This is a genomic window from Frigoribacterium sp. Leaf164 (assembly GCF_001423665.1).
Taxonomy (GTDB): Bacteria; Actinomycetota; Actinomycetes; order Actinomycetales; family Microbacteriaceae; genus Frigoribacterium; species Frigoribacterium endophyticum.
The window spans coordinates 260,252-276,719 of the sequence record NZ_LMOX01000003.1; the positions used below are offsets into that span (position 1 = coordinate 260,252).

The following is a 16,468-nucleotide window of genomic DNA, read 5'->3' on the forward strand; positions in this document are numbered from 1 at the left end:
TGTCTCGACGTCGAACCGCCTGGCCGGCACCGCGCCTCCTCGACGGGCCCTCCGCGGTCGTGCGGGAGCCCGCGAGGAGGCGCGGTGCAGGAGGAGCGGCCGGCTCAGTTCCCGTGCGCCTCCTCCGCGACGGGCTGCCACTCGCGCCAGGTCGCGAGGCGCTGCTCGTAGTCGGCCTCCGCGATGCCGAGGGGCGCCTTGCCGAAGAAGACGCGGAGGGGCGGCTGCTCGGCGTCGACGACCTTGAGGATCGCGCCGCGGGTGGCGTGCGGGTCGCCCGGGTCGGCCGCCGACGGTCGCTCGGACGCAGCCTCGCGCACCTCGGCGTAGGCCTCGAGCTCGTCGCTGCGGGAGGCCGACGGGCCCGACCAGTCGGTCGAGAAGCCGCCGGGCTCCACCAGCGTGACGTGCACGCCGAAGCCGGCGACCTCCTGCGAGAGCGCCTGGCTCATGCCCTCGAGCGCCCACTTCGACGCGTGGTAGATGCCGACGGTGGGGAAGGCGCTGACGCCTCCGATGCTCGAGACCTGCACGACGTGGCCGCTGCCCTGGGCCCGGAGGATCGGCAGGGCGGCCTGCGTGACCCACAGCGCGCCGAAGAAGTTCGTCTCGAGCTGGGCCCTGGCCTCCTCCTCCGTGAGCTCCTCGACCATGCCGAAGTGGCCGTAGCCGGCGTTGTTGACGACGACGTCGAGCCGGCCGAAGTGCTCGGCGGCACGCTGCACGGCGGCGACGTCGGCCTCGCGGTCGGTGACGTCGAGCTCGATCGGCAGGAAGGCGTCGGGGTACTGCTGCACGAGTGCGTCGACGGTCTCGAGCCGGCGGGCGGTGCCCGCCACGCGGTCACCGCGCTCCAGCGCGGCCTCCGCCCACTCGCGGCCGAAGCCCTTCGACGCCCCGGTGATGAACCAGACCTTGCTCACGGTGTTCCTCTCGTCGTGGTGACCGCCTCGGGTGGGGGCGGCCCCGATCATCCAACGCCGTAGAGTGGCCGGGTGACCATCGAGACCCCGCGTCCCTGGCTGACCTCCTACGCTCCCGGCGTCCCCCACGACATCGAGCCCGTCACGGGCTCGCTCCTCGACCTGGTGGAGGGCTCGGCGAAGCGCTACCCGCGGGCCGTGGCGCTCGAGTTCTTCGGGGCGACGACGTCGTACTCCGAGCTCGTCGAGCAGATCAGCCGGGCCGCCGAGGGCCTCCGCGGCCTCGGCGTCCGCCACGGCGACACCGTCGCCCTCGTCATGCCCAACAGCCCGCAGCACGTCGTGGCCTTCTACGCGGTGCTGCGCCTCGGGGCGATCGTCGTCGAGCACAACCCGCTCTACACGCCGCGCGAGCTGCGCCACCAGTTCGAGGACCACGGCGCCAAGGTCGTCGTCGCGTGGGACAAGGTGGTGGAGACCCTCCAGGACTTCCCCGCCGACGTCGCCCCCGACGCGATCGTGTCGGTCGACGTGACGCGGGGCATGCCCCTCACCACCCGGGCGGCCCTCCGCCTGCCGATCTCGAAGGCCCGCGAGTCGCGCGCCAAGCTGACCACGAGCGTCCGGGGCACGACGCCGTGGGAGAAGATCGTGGGCTCGTCGCGCATCAAGGCGAAGCACCCGGCGCCCTCGACGGACGACCTGGCGGTCATCCAGTACACGAGCGGCACCACGGGCACCCCGAAGGGCGCCCAGCTGACCCACCGCAACCTGCTCGCCAACGCCGCGCAGTCGCGCGCGTGGGTGCCGACGATCGAGCGCGGCCGCTGCACCGTCTACGCGGTGCTGCCCATGTTCCACGCGTACGGGCTCACGCTCTGCCTCACCTTCGCGATGAGCATGGGCGCCCGCCTCGTGCTGTTCCCGGCCTTCGACCCGGCCCTCGTGCTCAAGGTCATGAAGAAGCGGCCGCCGACCTTCCTGCCGGCCGTCCCGCCCATCTACACGCGCCTCCGGAAGGCCGCAGACGACGCCGGTGTCTCGCTGCAGGGCGTCGAGGTCGCGATCTCGGGCGCGATGCCCCTCTCGGCCGAGGTCGTCGAGCCGTGGGAGGCCGAGAGCGGCGGCTGGCTCGTCGAGGGCTACGGCCTGTCGGAGTGCTCGCCCGTGCTGATGGCGAACCCGGTCGGGCCCACCCGCCGCGCCGGCACCGTCGGCCTGCCGCTGCCCGGCACCGAGGTGCGCGTCGTCGACCCGGAGAACCCGACCGTCGACGTGCCGGCCGGTGAGAGCGGGGAGCTGATCGTGCGCGGCCCCCAGGTGTTCAGCGGCTATTACCGCAAGCCGCAGGAGTCGAACGAGGTCTTCGTCGACGGCGACTGGTTCCGCACCGGCGACATCGTCACGATCGACCCCGACGGGTTCGTGCGCATCGTCGACCGCATCAAGGAGCTCATCATCACCGGCGGGTTCAACGTCAGCCCCTCCGAGGTCGAGGAGGTGCTGGTGCGCTTCGACGGCGTCACCGAGGCCGCCGTCGTCGGGCTGCCGAGCCCCGGCGGCGAGCAGGTCGCCGCGGCCATCGTCGTCGAGCCGGGCGCGAACGTCGACGTGCAGGCGCTCCGCACCTTCGCGCGGTCGCACCTGACGCCGTACAAGGTGCCCCGCCGCATCGTCGTGGTCGACGAGCTGCCGAAGTCGCTGATCGGCAAGACGCTGCGCCGCAAGGTCCGCGACCAGCTCGCCGATCGCTAGCCCGGGGCTGGCCGGGCAGCCCCGGGGCTGGCCGCGCAGCCGGGCGCTGGCGGGCAGCCCGGGGCTGACCGGGCAGCCCGGCGTCAGCCGGGCAGCCGGCCGGCGAGCAGGGCGTAGAGCAGCGGCACGGCCGACGCGGCCATGAGCACCGTGCCGAGGCCGTCGTCGTCGGTGCGCAGCACGGCGCCGGCGATGAGCAGGCCCGCGAAGAGCACGGCCGCGAGCACCCGGCGGGCCGTCCGCTCGATGCGACCGAGCTGACGCTCGATGCGCGGGCTGCCGACCTCCAGCGTGCCGTCCTCCAGGCGCGTGACGAGGTGGTCGAGCCGACCGGGCAGCCGGACGGTGACGTCGGCCGCGGCGAGGGCCCGTCGCGCGACGTCCTGCACGGCGTTGCCGCGCTCGTCGCGCACGAGCTGCGCCGCGTAGGGCTCGACGGAGTCCCAGAGGTTGAAGACCGGGTCGAGGGCGCTGGAGACGCCGGAGGTGAGGGTGACGGCGCGGAGCACCAGCAGGAAGTCCTCGGGCAGCTGGAACGGCAGCGCGCGGATCAGGTCGCCGAACTGGCCGGCGAACTCGCGGTACTCCCGAGGGTCGACCTCGCGCAGCTCGGCGAACCCCATGCCGCCGAAGCGGGCGAAGGTCGCGCTGACCGCCCGCTCGAGCTCACGGGTGTCGGCGCTGGGCAAGAGCACCCCGAGGTCGCGCATCGCGTTCACCATGCCGCTGCCGTCGCGGGAGGCGGCGGCGATCAGCAGCGTGCGCAGACCGTTCCGGGTGCCGGTGGGCACCTCCCCCATCATCCCGAAGTCGATGAAGGTCAGCCGCCAGGGGCGTTCCCCCTCGGCGGCGGCCACCGGGGTGACGAAGATGTTGCCGGGGTGCGGGTCGGCGTGGAAGAAGCCGTTCGTGAAGAGCTGGTCGAACATCACCGCGGCGAAGACGGGGGCGACCTCGACGGGGTCGATGCCGGCGGCGCGGAGGCCGTCGACGTCGGTGATCTTGATCGCCGAGACGTCCTCGAGCACGAGCACCTTCCGCGTCGAGCGCTCCCAGACGACGTCGGGCACGCCGACCCGGTCGTCGTCGGCGAAGTCGGCCGCGAAGCGGGCCGAGTTCGCGGCCTCGTTGAGGTAGTCGATCTCTTCCAGGCTCGTCCGTGCGAACTCCTCGACGAGGGCAGGGGCGTCGACGCGGTCGGAGACCAGGCGGACGTGGCTCAGCCAGCCGCCCACCTTGCGGAGCGCGGCGAGGTCGACGTCGACGATCCGGTCGATGCCGGGCCGCTGCACCTTGAGCACGACGTGGACGAGCCCGGTGTCGGCGGAGTCGACCGCGCCGAGCGTCGCCCGGTGCGCCTGGCCGAGGGAGGCGGCGGCGATCGGCTCGGGAGAGACGGCGGTGAAGACGCGGTCGAGGGGCATGCCCAGCTCGGCCTCGGCGAGCGCCCGGATCTCGGGGAACGGCACGGGCGTCACCTCGTCTTGCAGACCCTCGAGCTCCTTCGTGATCTCGGGCGGGAGGACGTCCAGGCGCGACGAGAGGTACTGCCCGACCTTGATCATCAGCCCGCCGAGGTCGAGCGCCAGCGCGTGGAAGCCGCGTGCGAAGCGCTGCATGCGTCGGGCGCGGGTTCGCTCGGCGACCCAGCGCAGGCCGAACCTCGGCAGCACCAGCTCGAACCACCAGGTCACGGCGAGGTGACGGGAGGCGAACCGGAGGATGCGCCGGTACCGGGCCCGCCCCGCGCGGTCGCGCAGGGCGTCGCCCGGCTCACCGGCTCGGGCTGAGGCTGTGGGGGTCGGGAGGGGGGCGGTCGGTGCCACCCGCGTCAGTCTCGAGCGAGGATCGAGTAGATGCGGCGACGGGCCTCGTCGAGGGCCGCCACCGCCTCGTCGATCTGCGCGGCGGTGCCGGTGCGGCCCACCTGCGCCGTGGCGCGGGCGAGCTCGATGCCGGCCTTGGGCAGGGCGGTGCGGCGGTCGCCGGAGGAGCGCGGGGCGGACCACGGGTCGGAGGGGTCGACGCCCGCGGCGGCACGGCCGGTGTCGGTCAGCGAGTAGACCTTGCGGCCGTCGGTCTCCTCCGCGACGACGAGGCCCTCGTCGGCGAGGAGCTGGAGGGTCGGGTAGACGGAGCCCGCGCTGGGCTTCCAGTCGCCGCCGGTGCGCTCCTCGATCTCGTGGATCACCTGGTAGCCGTGCATCGGCCGCTCGGCGAGGAGGGCGAGGATCGCCGCGCGGAGCTCGCCGCGCGGGGCGCGGGCGCCGTCGCGGCGGTCGAAGGTCGACCGGAGCTGGTCCATGGCCTGCCACATGCCGTCGAGGTCGACGGGGAACGAACCGGGTGTGCGCGAGGTGCTCATGATGATCTCCAGTCGAGGGTCGAGCGATGCCCGAACGATATACCTGGCCCCCGACACGGAGCCGGGCGGGCGCTCAGGCTGGCACCGCGCCTCCCGCGCTCGACCCCGCCGTCGCCCGAGCCGTCACGATCGGCGGCTCTCGCCCCCTCCGGGCCGCAGTTCGCGACCACTCGACGGCTCTCAGTCGCTCGGGACGAGATCCCGGTCGGCGTCGGGGTCGAAGCCGTGGTCGTAGCGGTCGACGTCGAGCTCGACGGCCTCGATGCGGAACTGGTCCAGGAAGCGTCGGAAGCCAGGGTCGAGGCGGAGGCGACGGGCGGCTCGGCGGGCCTCGCCCTCCGACCGGAAGAAGCCGATCTGCTTGACGTCGACGAGCGGCCACTCGGTGTGCGACCCCCGCGGGCGGAGGTGCGTCAGCGACCAGACCCTCGTCACTCCTCGCGCCCCTCGGCGTCGTACGAGAAGAAGCCGCCGACCCAGGCGGGTTCATCGACCGGCCACCTCTCGATGCGGAGGGGCTCCACCTCGTCGACGGCGCCGAGGCGCCCGTCGAAGCCCCGCTGGGTCCGGGCGCGGTCAGCAGCCGCCCGGGCGCGTGCCCTCGTCGAGTACACGCCGAAGAGGCGGGGGAAGGCGACCTCCTCGTAGTCGTGCACCGTGGCGGTCCAGTAGTGCACGACGGCCCACACGAGGCGCGGTCTCGGCGCAGCGGGCTCGGCGGGTCGGCTCATGCGCCCAGGGTAGGGCGACGACGCGGCGGGCGACGACGGAGCGTGGGCTACGACGAGGGCACGCCGGCGGCGAGCTCGTCGAAGAAGCCGGCCCAGCCGGCGGCGGTCGCGTCGCGCTGCTCGGCCGAGAAGCCCGGCGTCTGCTGTGTGAAGCGCATGCGGGTGCCGCCGTCGACCGCGGCGAGCTCGACCACCATCGTCGCGCGAGCGGGCGACGCCGGGTCGTCGGTGAGCGTCAGGACGAGTCGCTCGTCGGGCACGACCTCGACGAACTCGCCGGCCCAGCTGAGGGCGTTCCCGTCGGGCAGCACCATGGTCGCCGACCAGGCCCGCCCCGCGACGGCCTCGTAGTCGAGGGCGTCGAGCGGCACGTCGACGGCCGGTCCGCCGAACCAGCGGGCGAAGTCGGCGGCGGTCGTCCAGGCCGAGAACACCGCTGCGGGAGGCGCGGTGAAGGTCCGGACGATCTCGACGCCCTCGGCAGCCTGGTCGCTCATCGGGGGTGCTCCTCGGTTCGGTGGCGGTGGCCGGGCGGGCGACCTGCCGGAGTCGGTGGTCGGCCCTCGTAGGCCTGGTGGCAGTGTCCCAGGCCCCGGCCGGCCGCGCCAGGGCCGCGCGACGACGCACGCCCGGCGCTCTACTCAGCCCACGGGTGGACACCGTCCCGCCCCGGGGAGGACGACGCCGGGCCACCCGCCCCGCGACCATGGGTCGTGCCCTTCACCCCCAGCCACGCGGTCGTCGCCCTGCCGTTCGTCCGGAGCCCGCTGCCCGCCGGGGCCGTCGCCGTCGGCTCGATGGCGCCCGACCTCCCCCTCTTCTTCCCCGTCGGGGTGACCTACGAGACCACGCACGGCGTCCCGGGCCTGCTCGTGGTCTCCGTGCCGCTCGGAGCGCTGCTCTACCTGGTGTGGCTCCGGGTGCTGCGCCCCGCCGCCGGGGTGCTGCTGCCCCCGGTGGTCGGCACGCGCCTCCCGCCGGCCTGGGCCGTGCCCGGGGCGACGTCGGCCGGCCGCCTCCTCGGGGTGCTGCTCGCCGTCGCCGTCGGCGTGCTGACGCACGTGGGGTGGGACGCCTTCACCCACCCCGGGCGGCTCGGCAGCACCCTGCTGACCGCCCTGGCGGAGCCGTGGGGCCCCTTCGTCGGCACGCAGTGGGCGCAGTACGGGTCGTCGGTCGTCGGGCTCGCCGTGCTCGCGGTCGCCGGGGCGCGGTACCTGCGGCGCGCACCCGTCAGCGCTCGGCCTCGACCGTCACGGTCGCGGACCGTCTCGTGGTGGCTCGCCGTCGCCGCCCTGGTCACGGGCCCCGTCGCCGTGGCGGTCACCCGCGGGCTGCCCTCCGACGTCGGGACGGCGAAGTCGTTCGTGTTCTTCGCGGGCACGGGCTCGGGCGCGCTCCTGCTGCTGCTGGCCGTCGGGGCGTCCGTCGCCGTCCAGCTCGGACGACGCGCCGGAGGGCGCACCGAGGACGTCGCGACCCCCGAGGAGCCGTTCGACGGTCGGGGCGAGGGCGCTGCACCATGACCGGGTGCCTGAACTCGACGAACTCCGCGCCACCGCCCACCCGGCACAGGCAGCCGGCCCGAGCTGCAGAACCCGACCACGCGCCTCCTGATGACCGGAAAGTCAGGTACCAGGACGCCCGGAGCAGGCGAACGGTCGGCAATTGCGACAGAGAGCGGCTGGGCACGGCGGGCGCGGCGGGGCAGGGCGGGGCGGGGCAGGGCGGGGGCGGGGGCGGGGGCGATCCGCCGGCCGGCGGGGCAACGGACGCCCAGGCCGGGAGGCGCGTCGTAGGCTCGGCCCGTGACCTCGACGACGACCACGCTGCCCACCCGCTCCCCCTCCGACCTGGGCGTCGACGCCCGGGGGCTGCTCGCCCTCGTCGACGGCCTGGAGGCGACGCCCGGCGTCGAGCCGCACGGCCTCGTCGTCGTGCACCGCGGCGCCGTCGTCGCCCGAGGCTGGTGGGCGCCGTACTCGGCCGAGCGCCCGCACCTCGTCTACTCGGTGAGCAAGAGCTTCACGGCCACGGCGGTGGGCATCGCCGCCGACGAGGGGCTGCTGACGATCGACGACACGGTCATCAGCTGGTTCCCCGAGCTCGACGCCGAGGTGACCGACGAGCGCACGCGCCGGATGCGCCTCCGCCACCTGCTCGCCATGGCCAGCGGCCACCGGACGGAGACGCTCGACCGCGCCGAGGCGCAGGACCCCACGAACGTCGTCCGCGGCTTCCTGCTCACCCCGCCCGAGGCCGAGCCCGGCTCGGTCTTCGCGTACAACCAGCCCTGCACGTACACGCTCGCGGAGGTGGTGCGCCGCGCCTCGGGGACGTCGCTGGTGGGCTACCTGCGCCCCCGTCTCTTCGACCCCCTCGGCGTCGACGTCGCCGCGTGGCAGCGCGACGCGAGCGGCGCCGAGCTGGGCTTCAGCGGCCTGCACACGACCACCGACGCGGTCGCGGCCCTCGGCCAGCTGCACCTGCAGCAGGGCCGGTGGGGCGACGAGCAGCTCGTCTCCGCCGCCTGGGTCGCCGAGGCGTCGCGGTCGCACGCCTCGACGGCCCACGAGGGGTCGGCCGACTGGCAGCAGGGCTACGGCTTCCAGTTCTGGGTCTCCACGCACGGGTACCGCGCCGACGGCGCCTACGGCCAGTTCAGCCTGGTCGTGCCCGAGCACGACCTCGTCGTCGCGATCACGAGCCAGACCACCGACACGAGGGCGCTGCTCGACCTCGTCTGGGCCACCGTGCTGCCCGCCCTCGGCGCCGGCGGCAGCGCCGACGACGACGCCCGCCTCGCCGCGCGGCTCGGCGCACTGACGCTGCCCGGCGTCGCGGCCCCGACCGGCGACGGCGCGGCGAGCGATGACACGACCAGGGGCGCCGAGACGGTCGGCGCCCCCGCCGCGGGCACCTGGACCGTCGCCGCGGGCGGCGACCAGCCCGGCCTCACCGCCGTCGAGGTCACGACCGAGGGCACGCCGACGCTCACCCTCGTCGAGGGCGACCACCGCCTCGAGGCCGCCCTGGGGCTCGGCGAGTGGCGCACCACCGGCCCGCTCGCCACCTGGGCCGAGCAGCACGGCGACCACCTGCTCGTCGACGTCGTCTTCGTGGAGACGCCCCACCGCCTCCACCTCGACGCCGACCGGGGCACCGGCACGGTGAGCGTCCGGTGGCGGACGGCGCCCCTGCACGGCCCCGACCTGAGGACCCTGCGGGCCCCCGGCCCCGACGACGTGGCGACGCGCTAGGGCCGGGCCGGGCCGGCCGTCGCTAGGGCCGGGCCGGCCGTCGGGAGTCGCGGGTCAGGTCGGGTGGACGGTGTCGCGCAGGCGCCCCTCGGCCAGCCAGGCGAGGCGCCGCAGCGCCTCGTGGTTGCGCCAGGTGAGCGGCACGTCGAGCACGGCGTCGGGTACGAGCGCGCCCGGGCCGCTCACGGCCTCCTCCGTCATCGTCACGAAGCAGCCGCCGGCACGGTCCGCGACGTCGATGCCGACGCGGGCCTCCCCCGCCGGCCAGCCGCGGGCGAGGAAGACGGCCCGCCGCGGGGCGTCCCACTCGAGCAGCGTCGTGGAGTCGTCGATGACGAGCGGCCACACGCCGAACGAGTGGTGGATCTTCGCGCCGGCCCGGGGCCACTCGCGCTCGACGTCGCGGATGCGCGACGCACCGACGACCCAGCTCGGGAAGAGCCAGCCGTCGCTGAGGACGTCGAAGACGTCGCGCGGCGACGCCTCGAGGAACCGGTGCACGACGCTCACGAGTCGCTCCCTCCGTCGGGCCCCAGACGGGGCAGGTGGTCGATGCCGAACTCGTGGCGCAGGGCACTCTGCGCGGCGTAGGCACCCCCCATGCCGTGCACGCTCGGGCCCGGCGGCACCGAGGACGACGCGAGGTAGGTGCCGGGCACGGCCGTCCGCCACGGGTCCGTCGAGAGCACGGGGCGCACGATGAGCTGCTTCAGGCTCGGGGCGCCGGAGGCGATGTCGCCCCCGACGTAGTTCGGGTCGTAGGCCTCGAGCTCGTCGGCCGAGCGGGCGCTGCTGGCGAGGACCAGGTCGCGGAAGCCGGGCGCGAAGCGCTCGATCTGGCGGGTGATCGCCTCGGTCATGTCGACGGTGCTGCCGTTGGGCACGTGCGCGTACGTCCACAGCGAGTGCTGGCCGGCCGGGGCTCGGCTGTCGTCGACGACGCCGGGCTGGACGGCCAGGACGAACGGCTCGGCCGGGTGCACCCCGCGGGCGACGTCGTGCTCGGCCCGGGCGATGTCGGCCCGCGTGCCGCCGAGGTGCACGGTGGGCGTCCGCAGCAGCTCCTCCGCCGCCCAGGGCACCGGCCCGCTGAGGGCGAAGTCCACCTTGGAGGCGCCTCCCCCGTACCGGAACCGCTCGAGACGACGTCGGTAGCCGGCGGGCATCTCGTCGCCCGCGATGGCGATCAGCTGGCGCGGGGTCACGTCGAGCAGTTTCACGCGCGCGTCGAGCTGGCGCAGGCTGGTCACGTCGACGCCCGTCTCGATGACGCCGCCGTGGGCTCGCAGGTCGTCGGCGAGCGCGTCGGCGATCACCTGGCTGCCGCCCCGGGGCACCGCCCAGCCGTAGCCGTGGCCGTGGACGGCGAGCGCGAGGCCCGCGGCGCCCGCCGACAGGCTCGGCATGGGGCGGATGGCGTGGGCCATCACGCCCGCGAGCAGCGCCCGCGCCTCCTCCGTGCGGAGCCCGGCGTCCCACCAGGGGCCGCCCTGGTGGAGGATGCGCAGCCCGAACTCGACTACCGTCTGCGGGTGGCGGGGCAGCTGGAGGATCGGCGAGAGCGTGAACTGCGAGAGCTCGGCCTCGATGTCGACGAGGCGCGAGAACATGCGACGCCAGGTCGCACCGTCACGGCCGAGGCCCTCGACGGTCCGCTCGAGGTCGCGGTGGGCGACCCCGGCGCGGCCGCCGTCGAGCGGGTGGCCGTACGAGACCTCAGGCACGATCATGTCGACGCGCTGCTCGAGGCCCCAGCGCCGGAAGAACCCGGACGCCATCGCCATCGGGTGCACGGCCGAGCAGACGTCGTGCCGGAACCCGGGCAGGGTCAGCTCCTTCGTGCGGGTGCCGCCGCCGATCGTGTCGTCGCGCTCGAGCAGCTGCACGCGCAGGCCGGCCCGGGCGAGGACGACCGCCGCCGCCAGGCCGTTCGGCCCGGCGCCGACGACGACCGCGTCGAAGGCGTGGCTCATGCGCCCTTGCGCCCTCCGACCAGGGCACGGACGACGGCGACGCCCGCGCCGACCGCCCCGGCGCCCGCCAGGGCGTAGCTGAGGCCGCGGTTGCGCGTGTACCAGACCTGGGGGCTGGTGCTGCGGGCCTGGTCGTCGAAGATGCCGTGGGCGCCGTGGTCGCCGCTGGTGGGCTGGTAGAGGTTGTCGGGCAGCATGGCCTCCGACTTCTCGGGGGCCTGCTGGCCCGAGTAGCCCGACTTGGCCAGGTAGACGTCGAGGAAGTTCGCCACGAAGCGGTTGCCGAGCACGGTCATCACCGTGGGCTCGCCGAGCCACGTCCGACGGCGCGGCTTGTCGGCCACATCGGCGATCGCGATCGCGCCCACCTCGGGCTGGTAGATCGGCGGCACCGGCTTGGGGTGGTGCGGCAGGCGCGAGCGCACCCAGTTGAACTGGATGGTGTTCAGCGCGGGCATGTCGACGGTCGAGATCTCGACGGCGCTCCCGTTGTGGATCAGCTCGGTGGTCACCGACTCGGTGAAGCCCTGCACCGCGTGCTTGGCCCCGCAGTACGACGCCTGCAGCGGGATGCCGCGGTGCGCGAGCGCCGACCCGACCTGGATGACGTGGCCGCGGTCGCGCGGCACCATGCGCGAGAGGGCGGCGCGGGTGCCGTTGACGAAGCCGAAGTAGTTGACCGCCGTGGCGCGCTCGAAGTCGGCCGGGTCGGTCTCGAGGAACTCCCCGAAGACGCCCACCATGGCGTCGTTGACCCAGAGGTCGATCTCGCCGAGCTCCTGCTCGACGCGCGTCGCGGCGGCCTCGACCTGCTCGCGGTCGGCCACGTCGGTCGGCACGGCGAGGCCGCGACGACCGGCGGCCTCCACGTCGGCGACGGCGCCGTCGAGGCCGTCCTGCCCGCGGGCGAGCACCGCGACGTCCCAGCCGCGCTCGGCGAGCTCGCGCACGACGGCCCGGCCGAGCCCGGCCGAGCCTCCGGTGACGACGGCGACGCGGGGCTTCGTGGGGGTGCTCTTCGACATGGTTCTCCTGGCTCGTCGGCGGCCCGCTGGCTCAGGCCGTGCCCGGTCGACGGTAGTCCGACCCCGCTGGGCGGCGTCCGCCCCGGGGGACGTCACGGGGACGACCGGCCGGGCGCCGCCCTGGGGAGGGACTGCAGGAGGCGCGGTGTCAGATGTCGAAGCCGCCCAGGTCGCCGCCCCCGAAGTCGCCACCGCCGAAGTCGCCGCCGCCGCCGAAGTCGCCGCCGCCGCCGTCGCCCGCGTCGCCGCCGTCCTGGCCCGCGTCCCCGCCGTCCTGCCCGCCGTCGCCGCCGTCGTCGCCGTCGCCGCCGTCGGCACCGCCCTCGCCCTCTCCGCCCGCGACGTCGCTGCCCGCGTCGGGCAGGAACGCGCCGACGAGCGCGGAGCCCACGACGTAGCCCGCGACGGTGCCGAGCAGCGACCCGCCGATGATCGAGCCCATGCCCATGCCCGGACGGCCGCCTGCCTGCGGGCCCTGGCCGCCGGCCGCACCGCCGCCTCCCAGGGTCCGTTCGAGGGTGCCCGGCTTCCGCAGCTCCGACCGGGTGGCCGCCTGAGCGAGTGACCCGGCGTCGTCGCCGCGGGGCTGCTCGCCCTGGCCGGCCTCACGGCTGAGCTCGTCGAAGACCAGCCGGCGCTGCTCGGGGCTCAGCTTCTCGAAGGCCTCGGCGTGCACCTGCTCGATGGTCTCGGGCGGCGCCGTGCGCAGCAGGTAGCGGTAGCGCTCGACGGCGATCTCGTCGTCGCTCCGCGCCGGGGCCCGCCCTCCCGGTGCCGGTGCCTGCACCTGCTGGCCCGCGGCCTCGTCGTCTCGTCCGAGCAGCCTGTCGAGGAATCCCATGGTGCCGTCCTGTCTGTCGGGTCGGGGCGTCGGCCCCGACGGGTCTCCGACAGTACGGACGACCGGCCCCCCGCGCCTGGACGCGCGGTGCGGATCAGCTGCGAGCGGAGTCGCGGTCGGCGGCCCGACGACGGCGCACGGCCCGCAGCACCAGCCACAGCACCACCCCGCCGATGGCCGCGTAGACCGCGTAGTCGAGGTACTTCGCGTAGCGGTCGATCAGCTCGTACTGGGTGCCGAGGGCCGCCCCGAGCAGGATGAGCAGGGCGTTCCAGAGCCCGCTGCCGACGACGGTGAAGAGCGTGAACGAGGCGAGCGGCATCTTCTCGGCGCCGGCCGGCAGCGAGATCAGGCTGCGGACCCCGGGAACGAGGCGCCCGAAGAAGACCGCCGACCGCCCGTGCCGGTGGAACCAGTCGGCCGCCTTCTGGAAGTCCTCCCGGTCGACGAGGGGGAACTTCGACAGCAGCGTGATGCTCCGCTCGAGGCCGATCACGGCGCCCAGCCAGTACAGGACGAGCGCGCCCACGTAGGCGCCGAGCGTGCTGACCACGATCAGCAGCACGATGTTCATGTTCCCCTGCCCGGCGAGGAACCCGGCGAGCGGCAGCACGATCTCGCTCGGGATCGGCGGGAACACCGTCTCGACGAAGGTCAGCAACCCCACGCCCCACTCGCCCAGGGCGTCGATGACGCGCGCCGCGACGCCGACGAGGCCGTCGAGCTCCTGGACGGACGAGGAGGCGCCCTGCGCGACGACCGTGGACGGCAGGCCCCCCGACGGGCCCGAGAGGGCGGCGGAGGCGGACGGGGCGAGCACGGCGGTGGAGGTCATGGGTCCCTGGGTCGGTTCGGTGCCCGCGGTCGCCACGGGTCGGATCGGCTCCGTCGAGCATGCCAGCACGGGCTGGACGACCGCCCACAGGCTCGTGTCGCGTGCCGGACCGGGCCCGCCGTGCACGGTAGATTGGCGCACGACCGCACCCTCGCCTCCTCGTCCCCGGTGCGGAGCAGACGACAGGACTGAACAGGACTTCCATGGGATCGCTGATCTACGGCACCTCCGGCATCGAGGTCGAGTTCGATGACCGCGTGCTCGAGCACCTCCAGATCGTGATCGCCACGAAGCTCCGGCGCCGCGAGTCGTTCTTCTTCTCGTGGCGCGACACCCAGAAGGTCGGCGACGGGCGCAGCAGCATCTGGCTCGACCCGGGCATCCCCCTCTACTTCAAGTACTCCGGCGGCCGCGTGCCCGCCATCAACCGTGACTGGCTGACCGAGCTGACGGCCTCGTCGAACAGCTCGTCGGGCCTGGTGCTCACCGACGAGCCCAGCACCGACAACAGCGTCAAGCGCAAGTAGCACGAGCAGGCCACCAGGCCGATCGACCGCCGGGCCCCGCGGAGTCGCGGAGCGGCCCTCGAGCCCTGCTCCGCCGCCGTCGTCAGCGCCGGGTGCGACCGCCCCGCCGGGCCAGCGCCGCGACGCCCCGCCACCCCAGCAGGAATACGCCGAGCACGACGATCGTCACGACGACGAAGCTCAGCTGCACGCCCTGCCCGCTCGCGACCCGGAGCAGCACCCCGAGCACGGCCGTCGACACCCAGACGACCGCGCCGGAGGCGAGGCGCGGCAGCGGCCAGCGCACGCCGACCACGCTCAGCCAGCCCACGACGAGGCCGACCGCGAACGGCCAGAGCGTGGTGGCGAGCCCGGGCAGGTCGAGGCCCTCGGCGTGGCTGCGGCGGCCGATGACCACGAAGGCCACGACCAGGACGGCGTCGAGGGCGAGCGCCCACCACGGCGGACGGCGGGAGGGGGCGGCGGAGCGGGGCGTGGTCATGGTGTCCTCAGGGGGTGCGGGCGGGTCGGGCTCAGCGCGGCGGCTCGAGCGTGCGCGAGAGCTCGGCCAGCAGCTCCTCGACCTGCGGCTCGACGAGCCGATCGACGGCGTCGGCGATCCGCTCGCGCTGGGCGACGACCGCGAAGCAGAGCGCGGTGCCGACCGACTGCGCGTGCTCGTCGGCCAACGCGAGCTCGCGGCGCAGGGCCGCCTTCGCCTCGTCCGAGAACTCGGGCTCGTCGTCGACGCCGTCGGCAGCGTGGCGTGCGGCCTCCTCGGCGGCGAGGCCCTCGAGGGTGAACAGGAACGGCTGGCCGGGCTCCGGCTCGGGGTCGACGTCGAGGCCGTCGAACTCGAGGGCGAGGCCCTCGTCGGGCCGGTAGCCGTCGACGCCGACCTCGGCGGCTCGTCGGAGCTCGCGGGTCACGAGGGGCAGGTTGCGGGTGGTGTACGAGTCGACCTCGTCGTCGACGATGTGCCGGAGCCGGTTCAGCAGCGCGTGCTGCACGGCGTGGGGCACGTCGCCGTCGAACCCGGCGGCGACCGCGACGGGCGAGCCGAAGCAGACCCGGCAGACGCGCGTGCGGGCCCGGGCGGTGCCGATCCGCCACCGGGGCAGCCAGCGCAGCCAGGCGTCGACCGCCGTGCGCACCTGCCCCTCGAGGGAATCGACCATGACGACGAATCTAGGGCCCGAGGCCGGGAGACGCCCGACACGCCCGGGCGAGCCGTCAGCCCTGGTCGACGGTGACGAAGTCGATCAGCTGCTCGACCCGGCCGAGCAGCGCGGGCTCGAGGTCGCCGAAGGCACGCACGCGGCCGAGGATGCGCTGCCACGCCGCGGCGATGTCGGCCTGGTCGTCGTGGGGCCAGCCGAGGGCCTCGCAGACGCCGTGCTTCCACTCGACCGAGCGGGGCACCTCCGGCCAGCGCGTGAGCCCGAGGCGTGCGGGCACGACGGCCTGCCAGACGTCGACGAACGGGTGCCCGACGACGAGCACGTGACGGCCGTGCGGGCCCCTCGTGACCGCCTCCGCGATGCGGCTCTCCTTCGACCCGGGCACGAGGTGGTCGACGAGCACGCCGACGCGGCGCTCGGCGGTCGGCCGGAACTCGGCCAGCACCTCGGCGAGGTGGTCGACGCCCTCGAGGTACTCGACGACGACGCCCTCGACGCGCAGGTCGGCGCCCCAGACCTTCTCGACGAGCTCGGCGTCGTGCCGGCCCTCGACGAAGATGCGGCTCTGGCGGGCCACCCGCGCGCGGGCGTCGCCGACGGCGAAGGAGCCGGAGGCCGTGCGGGCCCGGCCCTGCGGCGCCGCCCTCGGCACCCGGAGCGCCACGGGCGCACCGTCGATCAGGAACGAGCCCGAGAGCGGGAAGGCGCGGACGCGCCCCTTCCAGTCCTCCAGCTCGACCGTGCCCGCCTCGACGCGCACGACCGCTCCCGTGAAGCCGCTCCGCGACTCCTCGACGACGAGGTCGCGCACCGCGTCGGTGGGGGTCGGCGCGGGGCGCGACGAGCGCTTCCAGTCGCCGCTGAGCACGTCTCGGCCGTACCGGTCGTCATCCACGGGTCGAGCCACCTCCCTGGTGGGGTCGTGAGCCCGGCGCACGGGGCGCCCGGGGTCGGGGCTGGTAGGGCCGGGGCGGGCCCGGGCGGTCGGCGCCCGCGGCCGGAGCTGCACCGGCGCCGCGAGCCGTCGTCGAGGCCGGGCCCGCGGCCCGGGACGTCGCGGCGGGAGCGGCTGG

General features: G+C 74.8%; 18 protein-coding genes. 4 read left to right on the forward strand and 14 right to left on the reverse strand.

Translation table 11 applies throughout. From position 1 onward, the window contains the following. Positions 1-104: 104 nt before the first annotated feature. Complete coding sequence (locus ASF82_RS09280) at positions 105-923, reverse strand: SDR family oxidoreductase (RefSeq protein WP_235491245.1); 819 nt, start codon at positions 921-923, stop codon at positions 105-107. A gap of 72 nt (positions 924-995) precedes the next feature. Between ASF82_RS09280 and ASF82_RS09285 the strand changes: the two genes are divergently transcribed. After that, positions 996-2,678, forward strand: a complete 1,683-nt coding sequence (locus ASF82_RS09285) for a long-chain-fatty-acid--CoA ligase (RefSeq protein ID WP_056056498.1) — start codon at positions 996-998, stop codon at positions 2,676-2,678. Between the two features lie 83 nt (positions 2,679-2,761). Here the strand turns inward: ASF82_RS09285 and ASF82_RS09290 are convergent, their stop codons facing one another. The 5 genes from ASF82_RS09290 to ASF82_RS09310 form a co-directional block, all read right to left on the reverse strand. After that, the gene (locus ASF82_RS09290) at positions 2,762-4,438 is read right to left on the reverse strand and encodes an AarF/ABC1/UbiB kinase family protein (RefSeq protein ID WP_056058831.1); all 1,677 of its coding nucleotides are present in this window, start codon (positions 4,436-4,438) and stop codon (positions 2,762-2,764) included. A gap of 71 nt (positions 4,439-4,509) precedes the next feature. Next, on the reverse strand, positions 4,510-5,043 hold the full coding sequence (locus ASF82_RS09295; RefSeq protein WP_056056499.1) for a PadR family transcriptional regulator: 534 nt from the start codon (positions 5,041-5,043) through the stop codon (positions 4,510-4,512). A 180-nt stretch (positions 5,044-5,223) separates the two neighbouring features. Then, positions 5,224-5,478, reverse strand: coding sequence for a hypothetical protein (locus tag ASF82_RS09300; RefSeq protein WP_056056500.1), 255 nt, complete (start codon positions 5,476-5,478; stop codon positions 5,224-5,226). Then, complete coding sequence (locus ASF82_RS09305; RefSeq protein WP_156370048.1) at positions 5,475-5,774, reverse strand: hypothetical protein; 300 nt, start codon at positions 5,772-5,774, stop codon at positions 5,475-5,477. Before ASF82_RS09305 ends, ASF82_RS09300 begins: the two co-directional genes overlap by 4 nt. A gap of 47 nt (positions 5,775-5,821) precedes the next feature. Continuing rightward, entirely contained in the window at positions 5,822-6,271 is a 450-nt protein-coding gene (locus ASF82_RS09310) for an SRPBCC domain-containing protein (protein WP_056056502.1), read from the reverse strand. Between the two features lie 216 nt (positions 6,272-6,487). Between ASF82_RS09310 and ASF82_RS09315 the strand changes: the two genes are divergently transcribed. Both ASF82_RS09315 and ASF82_RS09320 read left to right on the forward strand, forming a co-directional pair. Continuing rightward, positions 6,488-7,300 carry a DUF4184 family protein gene (locus tag ASF82_RS09315; RefSeq protein WP_056056503.1) on the forward strand — a complete coding sequence of 271 codons (813 nt, stop codon included), beginning with the start codon at positions 6,488-6,490 and terminating at the stop codon, positions 7,298-7,300. 282 nt (positions 7,301-7,582) lie between these two features. Beyond that, the gene (locus tag ASF82_RS09320) at positions 7,583-9,034 is read left to right on the forward strand and encodes a serine hydrolase (protein WP_056056504.1); all 1,452 of its coding nucleotides are present in this window, start codon (positions 7,583-7,585) and stop codon (positions 9,032-9,034) included. Between the two features lie 54 nt (positions 9,035-9,088). Here ASF82_RS09320 and ASF82_RS09325 read toward each other — a convergent pair whose 3' ends face one another. The 5 genes from ASF82_RS09325 to ASF82_RS09345 form a co-directional block, all read right to left on the reverse strand. After that, the gene (locus ASF82_RS09325) at positions 9,089-9,544 is read right to left on the reverse strand and encodes an SRPBCC domain-containing protein (RefSeq protein ID WP_056056505.1); all 456 of its coding nucleotides are present in this window, start codon (positions 9,542-9,544) and stop codon (positions 9,089-9,091) included. Next, entirely contained in the window at positions 9,541-11,007 is a 1,467-nt protein-coding gene (locus tag ASF82_RS09330) for an NAD(P)/FAD-dependent oxidoreductase (protein WP_056056506.1), read from the reverse strand. Before ASF82_RS09330 ends, ASF82_RS09325 begins: the two co-directional genes overlap by 4 nt. After that, on the reverse strand, positions 11,004-12,032 hold the full coding sequence (locus ASF82_RS09335; RefSeq protein ID WP_056056507.1) for an SDR family oxidoreductase: 1,029 nt from the start codon (positions 12,030-12,032) through the stop codon (positions 11,004-11,006). The genes ASF82_RS09330 and ASF82_RS09335 overlap by 4 nt, the downstream gene beginning before the upstream one ends. Before the next feature lie 148 nt (positions 12,033-12,180). Further along, the gene (locus tag ASF82_RS09340; RefSeq protein ID WP_056056508.1) at positions 12,181-12,873 is read right to left on the reverse strand and encodes a hypothetical protein; all 693 of its coding nucleotides are present in this window, start codon (positions 12,871-12,873) and stop codon (positions 12,181-12,183) included. A gap of 94 nt (positions 12,874-12,967) precedes the next feature. Next, positions 12,968-13,708, reverse strand: a complete 741-nt coding sequence (locus ASF82_RS09345) for a DedA family protein (RefSeq protein ID WP_082514706.1) — start codon at positions 13,706-13,708, stop codon at positions 12,968-12,970. 203 nt (positions 13,709-13,911) lie between these two features. Between ASF82_RS09345 and ASF82_RS09350 the strand changes: the two genes are divergently transcribed. After that, positions 13,912-14,235, forward strand: a complete 324-nt coding sequence (locus ASF82_RS09350) for a hypothetical protein (RefSeq protein ID WP_056056509.1) — start codon at positions 13,912-13,914, stop codon at positions 14,233-14,235. Positions 14,236-14,317: 82 nt separating this feature from the next. Here ASF82_RS09350 and ASF82_RS09355 read toward each other — a convergent pair whose 3' ends face one another. From ASF82_RS09355 to ASF82_RS09365, 3 genes are read right to left on the reverse strand one after another with little or no spacing between them, the layout of a single operon-like run. Continuing rightward, the gene (locus ASF82_RS09355; RefSeq protein ID WP_056056510.1) at positions 14,318-14,716 is read right to left on the reverse strand and encodes a DUF3054 domain-containing protein; all 399 of its coding nucleotides are present in this window, start codon (positions 14,714-14,716) and stop codon (positions 14,318-14,320) included. A 31-nt stretch (positions 14,717-14,747) separates the two neighbouring features. After that, positions 14,748-15,392 carry a hypothetical protein gene (locus tag ASF82_RS09360; protein WP_056056511.1) on the reverse strand — a complete coding sequence of 215 codons (645 nt, stop codon included), beginning with the start codon at positions 15,390-15,392 and terminating at the stop codon, positions 14,748-14,750. Positions 15,393-15,447: 55 nt separating this feature from the next. After that, a complete protein-coding gene (locus ASF82_RS09365) occupies positions 15,448-16,290 on the reverse strand; it encodes a DUF3097 domain-containing protein (RefSeq protein ID WP_185233251.1) in 843 nt (280 codons plus the stop codon). Positions 16,291-16,468: the final 178 nt, after the last annotated feature.

What these genes read in the sequence shown, in the direction of transcription:
- ASF82_RS09340 (WP_056056508.1), bottom strand. Translation starts at nt 12,873, where the DNA reads ATGGGATTCCTCGACAGGCTGCTCGGACGAGACGACGAGGCCGCGGGC.
- ASF82_RS09360 (WP_056056511.1), bottom strand. Translation starts at nt 15,392, where the DNA reads ATGGTCGATTCCCTCGAGGGGCAGGTGCGCACGGCGGTCGACGCCTGG.
- ASF82_RS09330 (WP_056056506.1), bottom strand. Translation starts at nt 11,007, where the DNA reads ATGAGCCACGCCTTCGACGCGGTCGTCGTCGGCGCCGGGCCGAACGGC.
- ASF82_RS09310 (WP_056056502.1), bottom strand. Translation starts at nt 6,271, where the DNA reads ATGAGCGACCAGGCTGCCGAGGGCGTCGAGATCGTCCGGACCTTCACC.
- ASF82_RS09305 (WP_156370048.1), bottom strand. Translation starts at nt 5,774, where the DNA reads ATGAGCCGACCCGCCGAGCCCGCTGCGCCGAGACCGCGCCTCGTGTGG.
- ASF82_RS09350 (WP_056056509.1), top strand. Translation starts at nt 13,912, where the DNA reads ATGGGATCGCTGATCTACGGCACCTCCGGCATCGAGGTCGAGTTCGAT.
- ASF82_RS09345 (WP_082514706.1), bottom strand. Translation starts at nt 13,708, where the DNA reads ATGACCTCCACCGCCGTGCTCGCCCCGTCCGCCTCCGCCGCCCTCTCG.
- ASF82_RS09295 (WP_056056499.1), bottom strand. Translation starts at nt 5,043, where the DNA reads ATGAGCACCTCGCGCACACCCGGTTCGTTCCCCGTCGACCTCGACGGC.
- ASF82_RS09335 (WP_056056507.1), bottom strand. Translation starts at nt 12,032, where the DNA reads ATGTCGAAGAGCACCCCCACGAAGCCCCGCGTCGCCGTCGTCACCGGA.
- ASF82_RS09355 (WP_056056510.1), bottom strand. Translation starts at nt 14,716, where the DNA reads ATGACCACGCCCCGCTCCGCCGCCCCCTCCCGCCGTCCGCCGTGGTGG.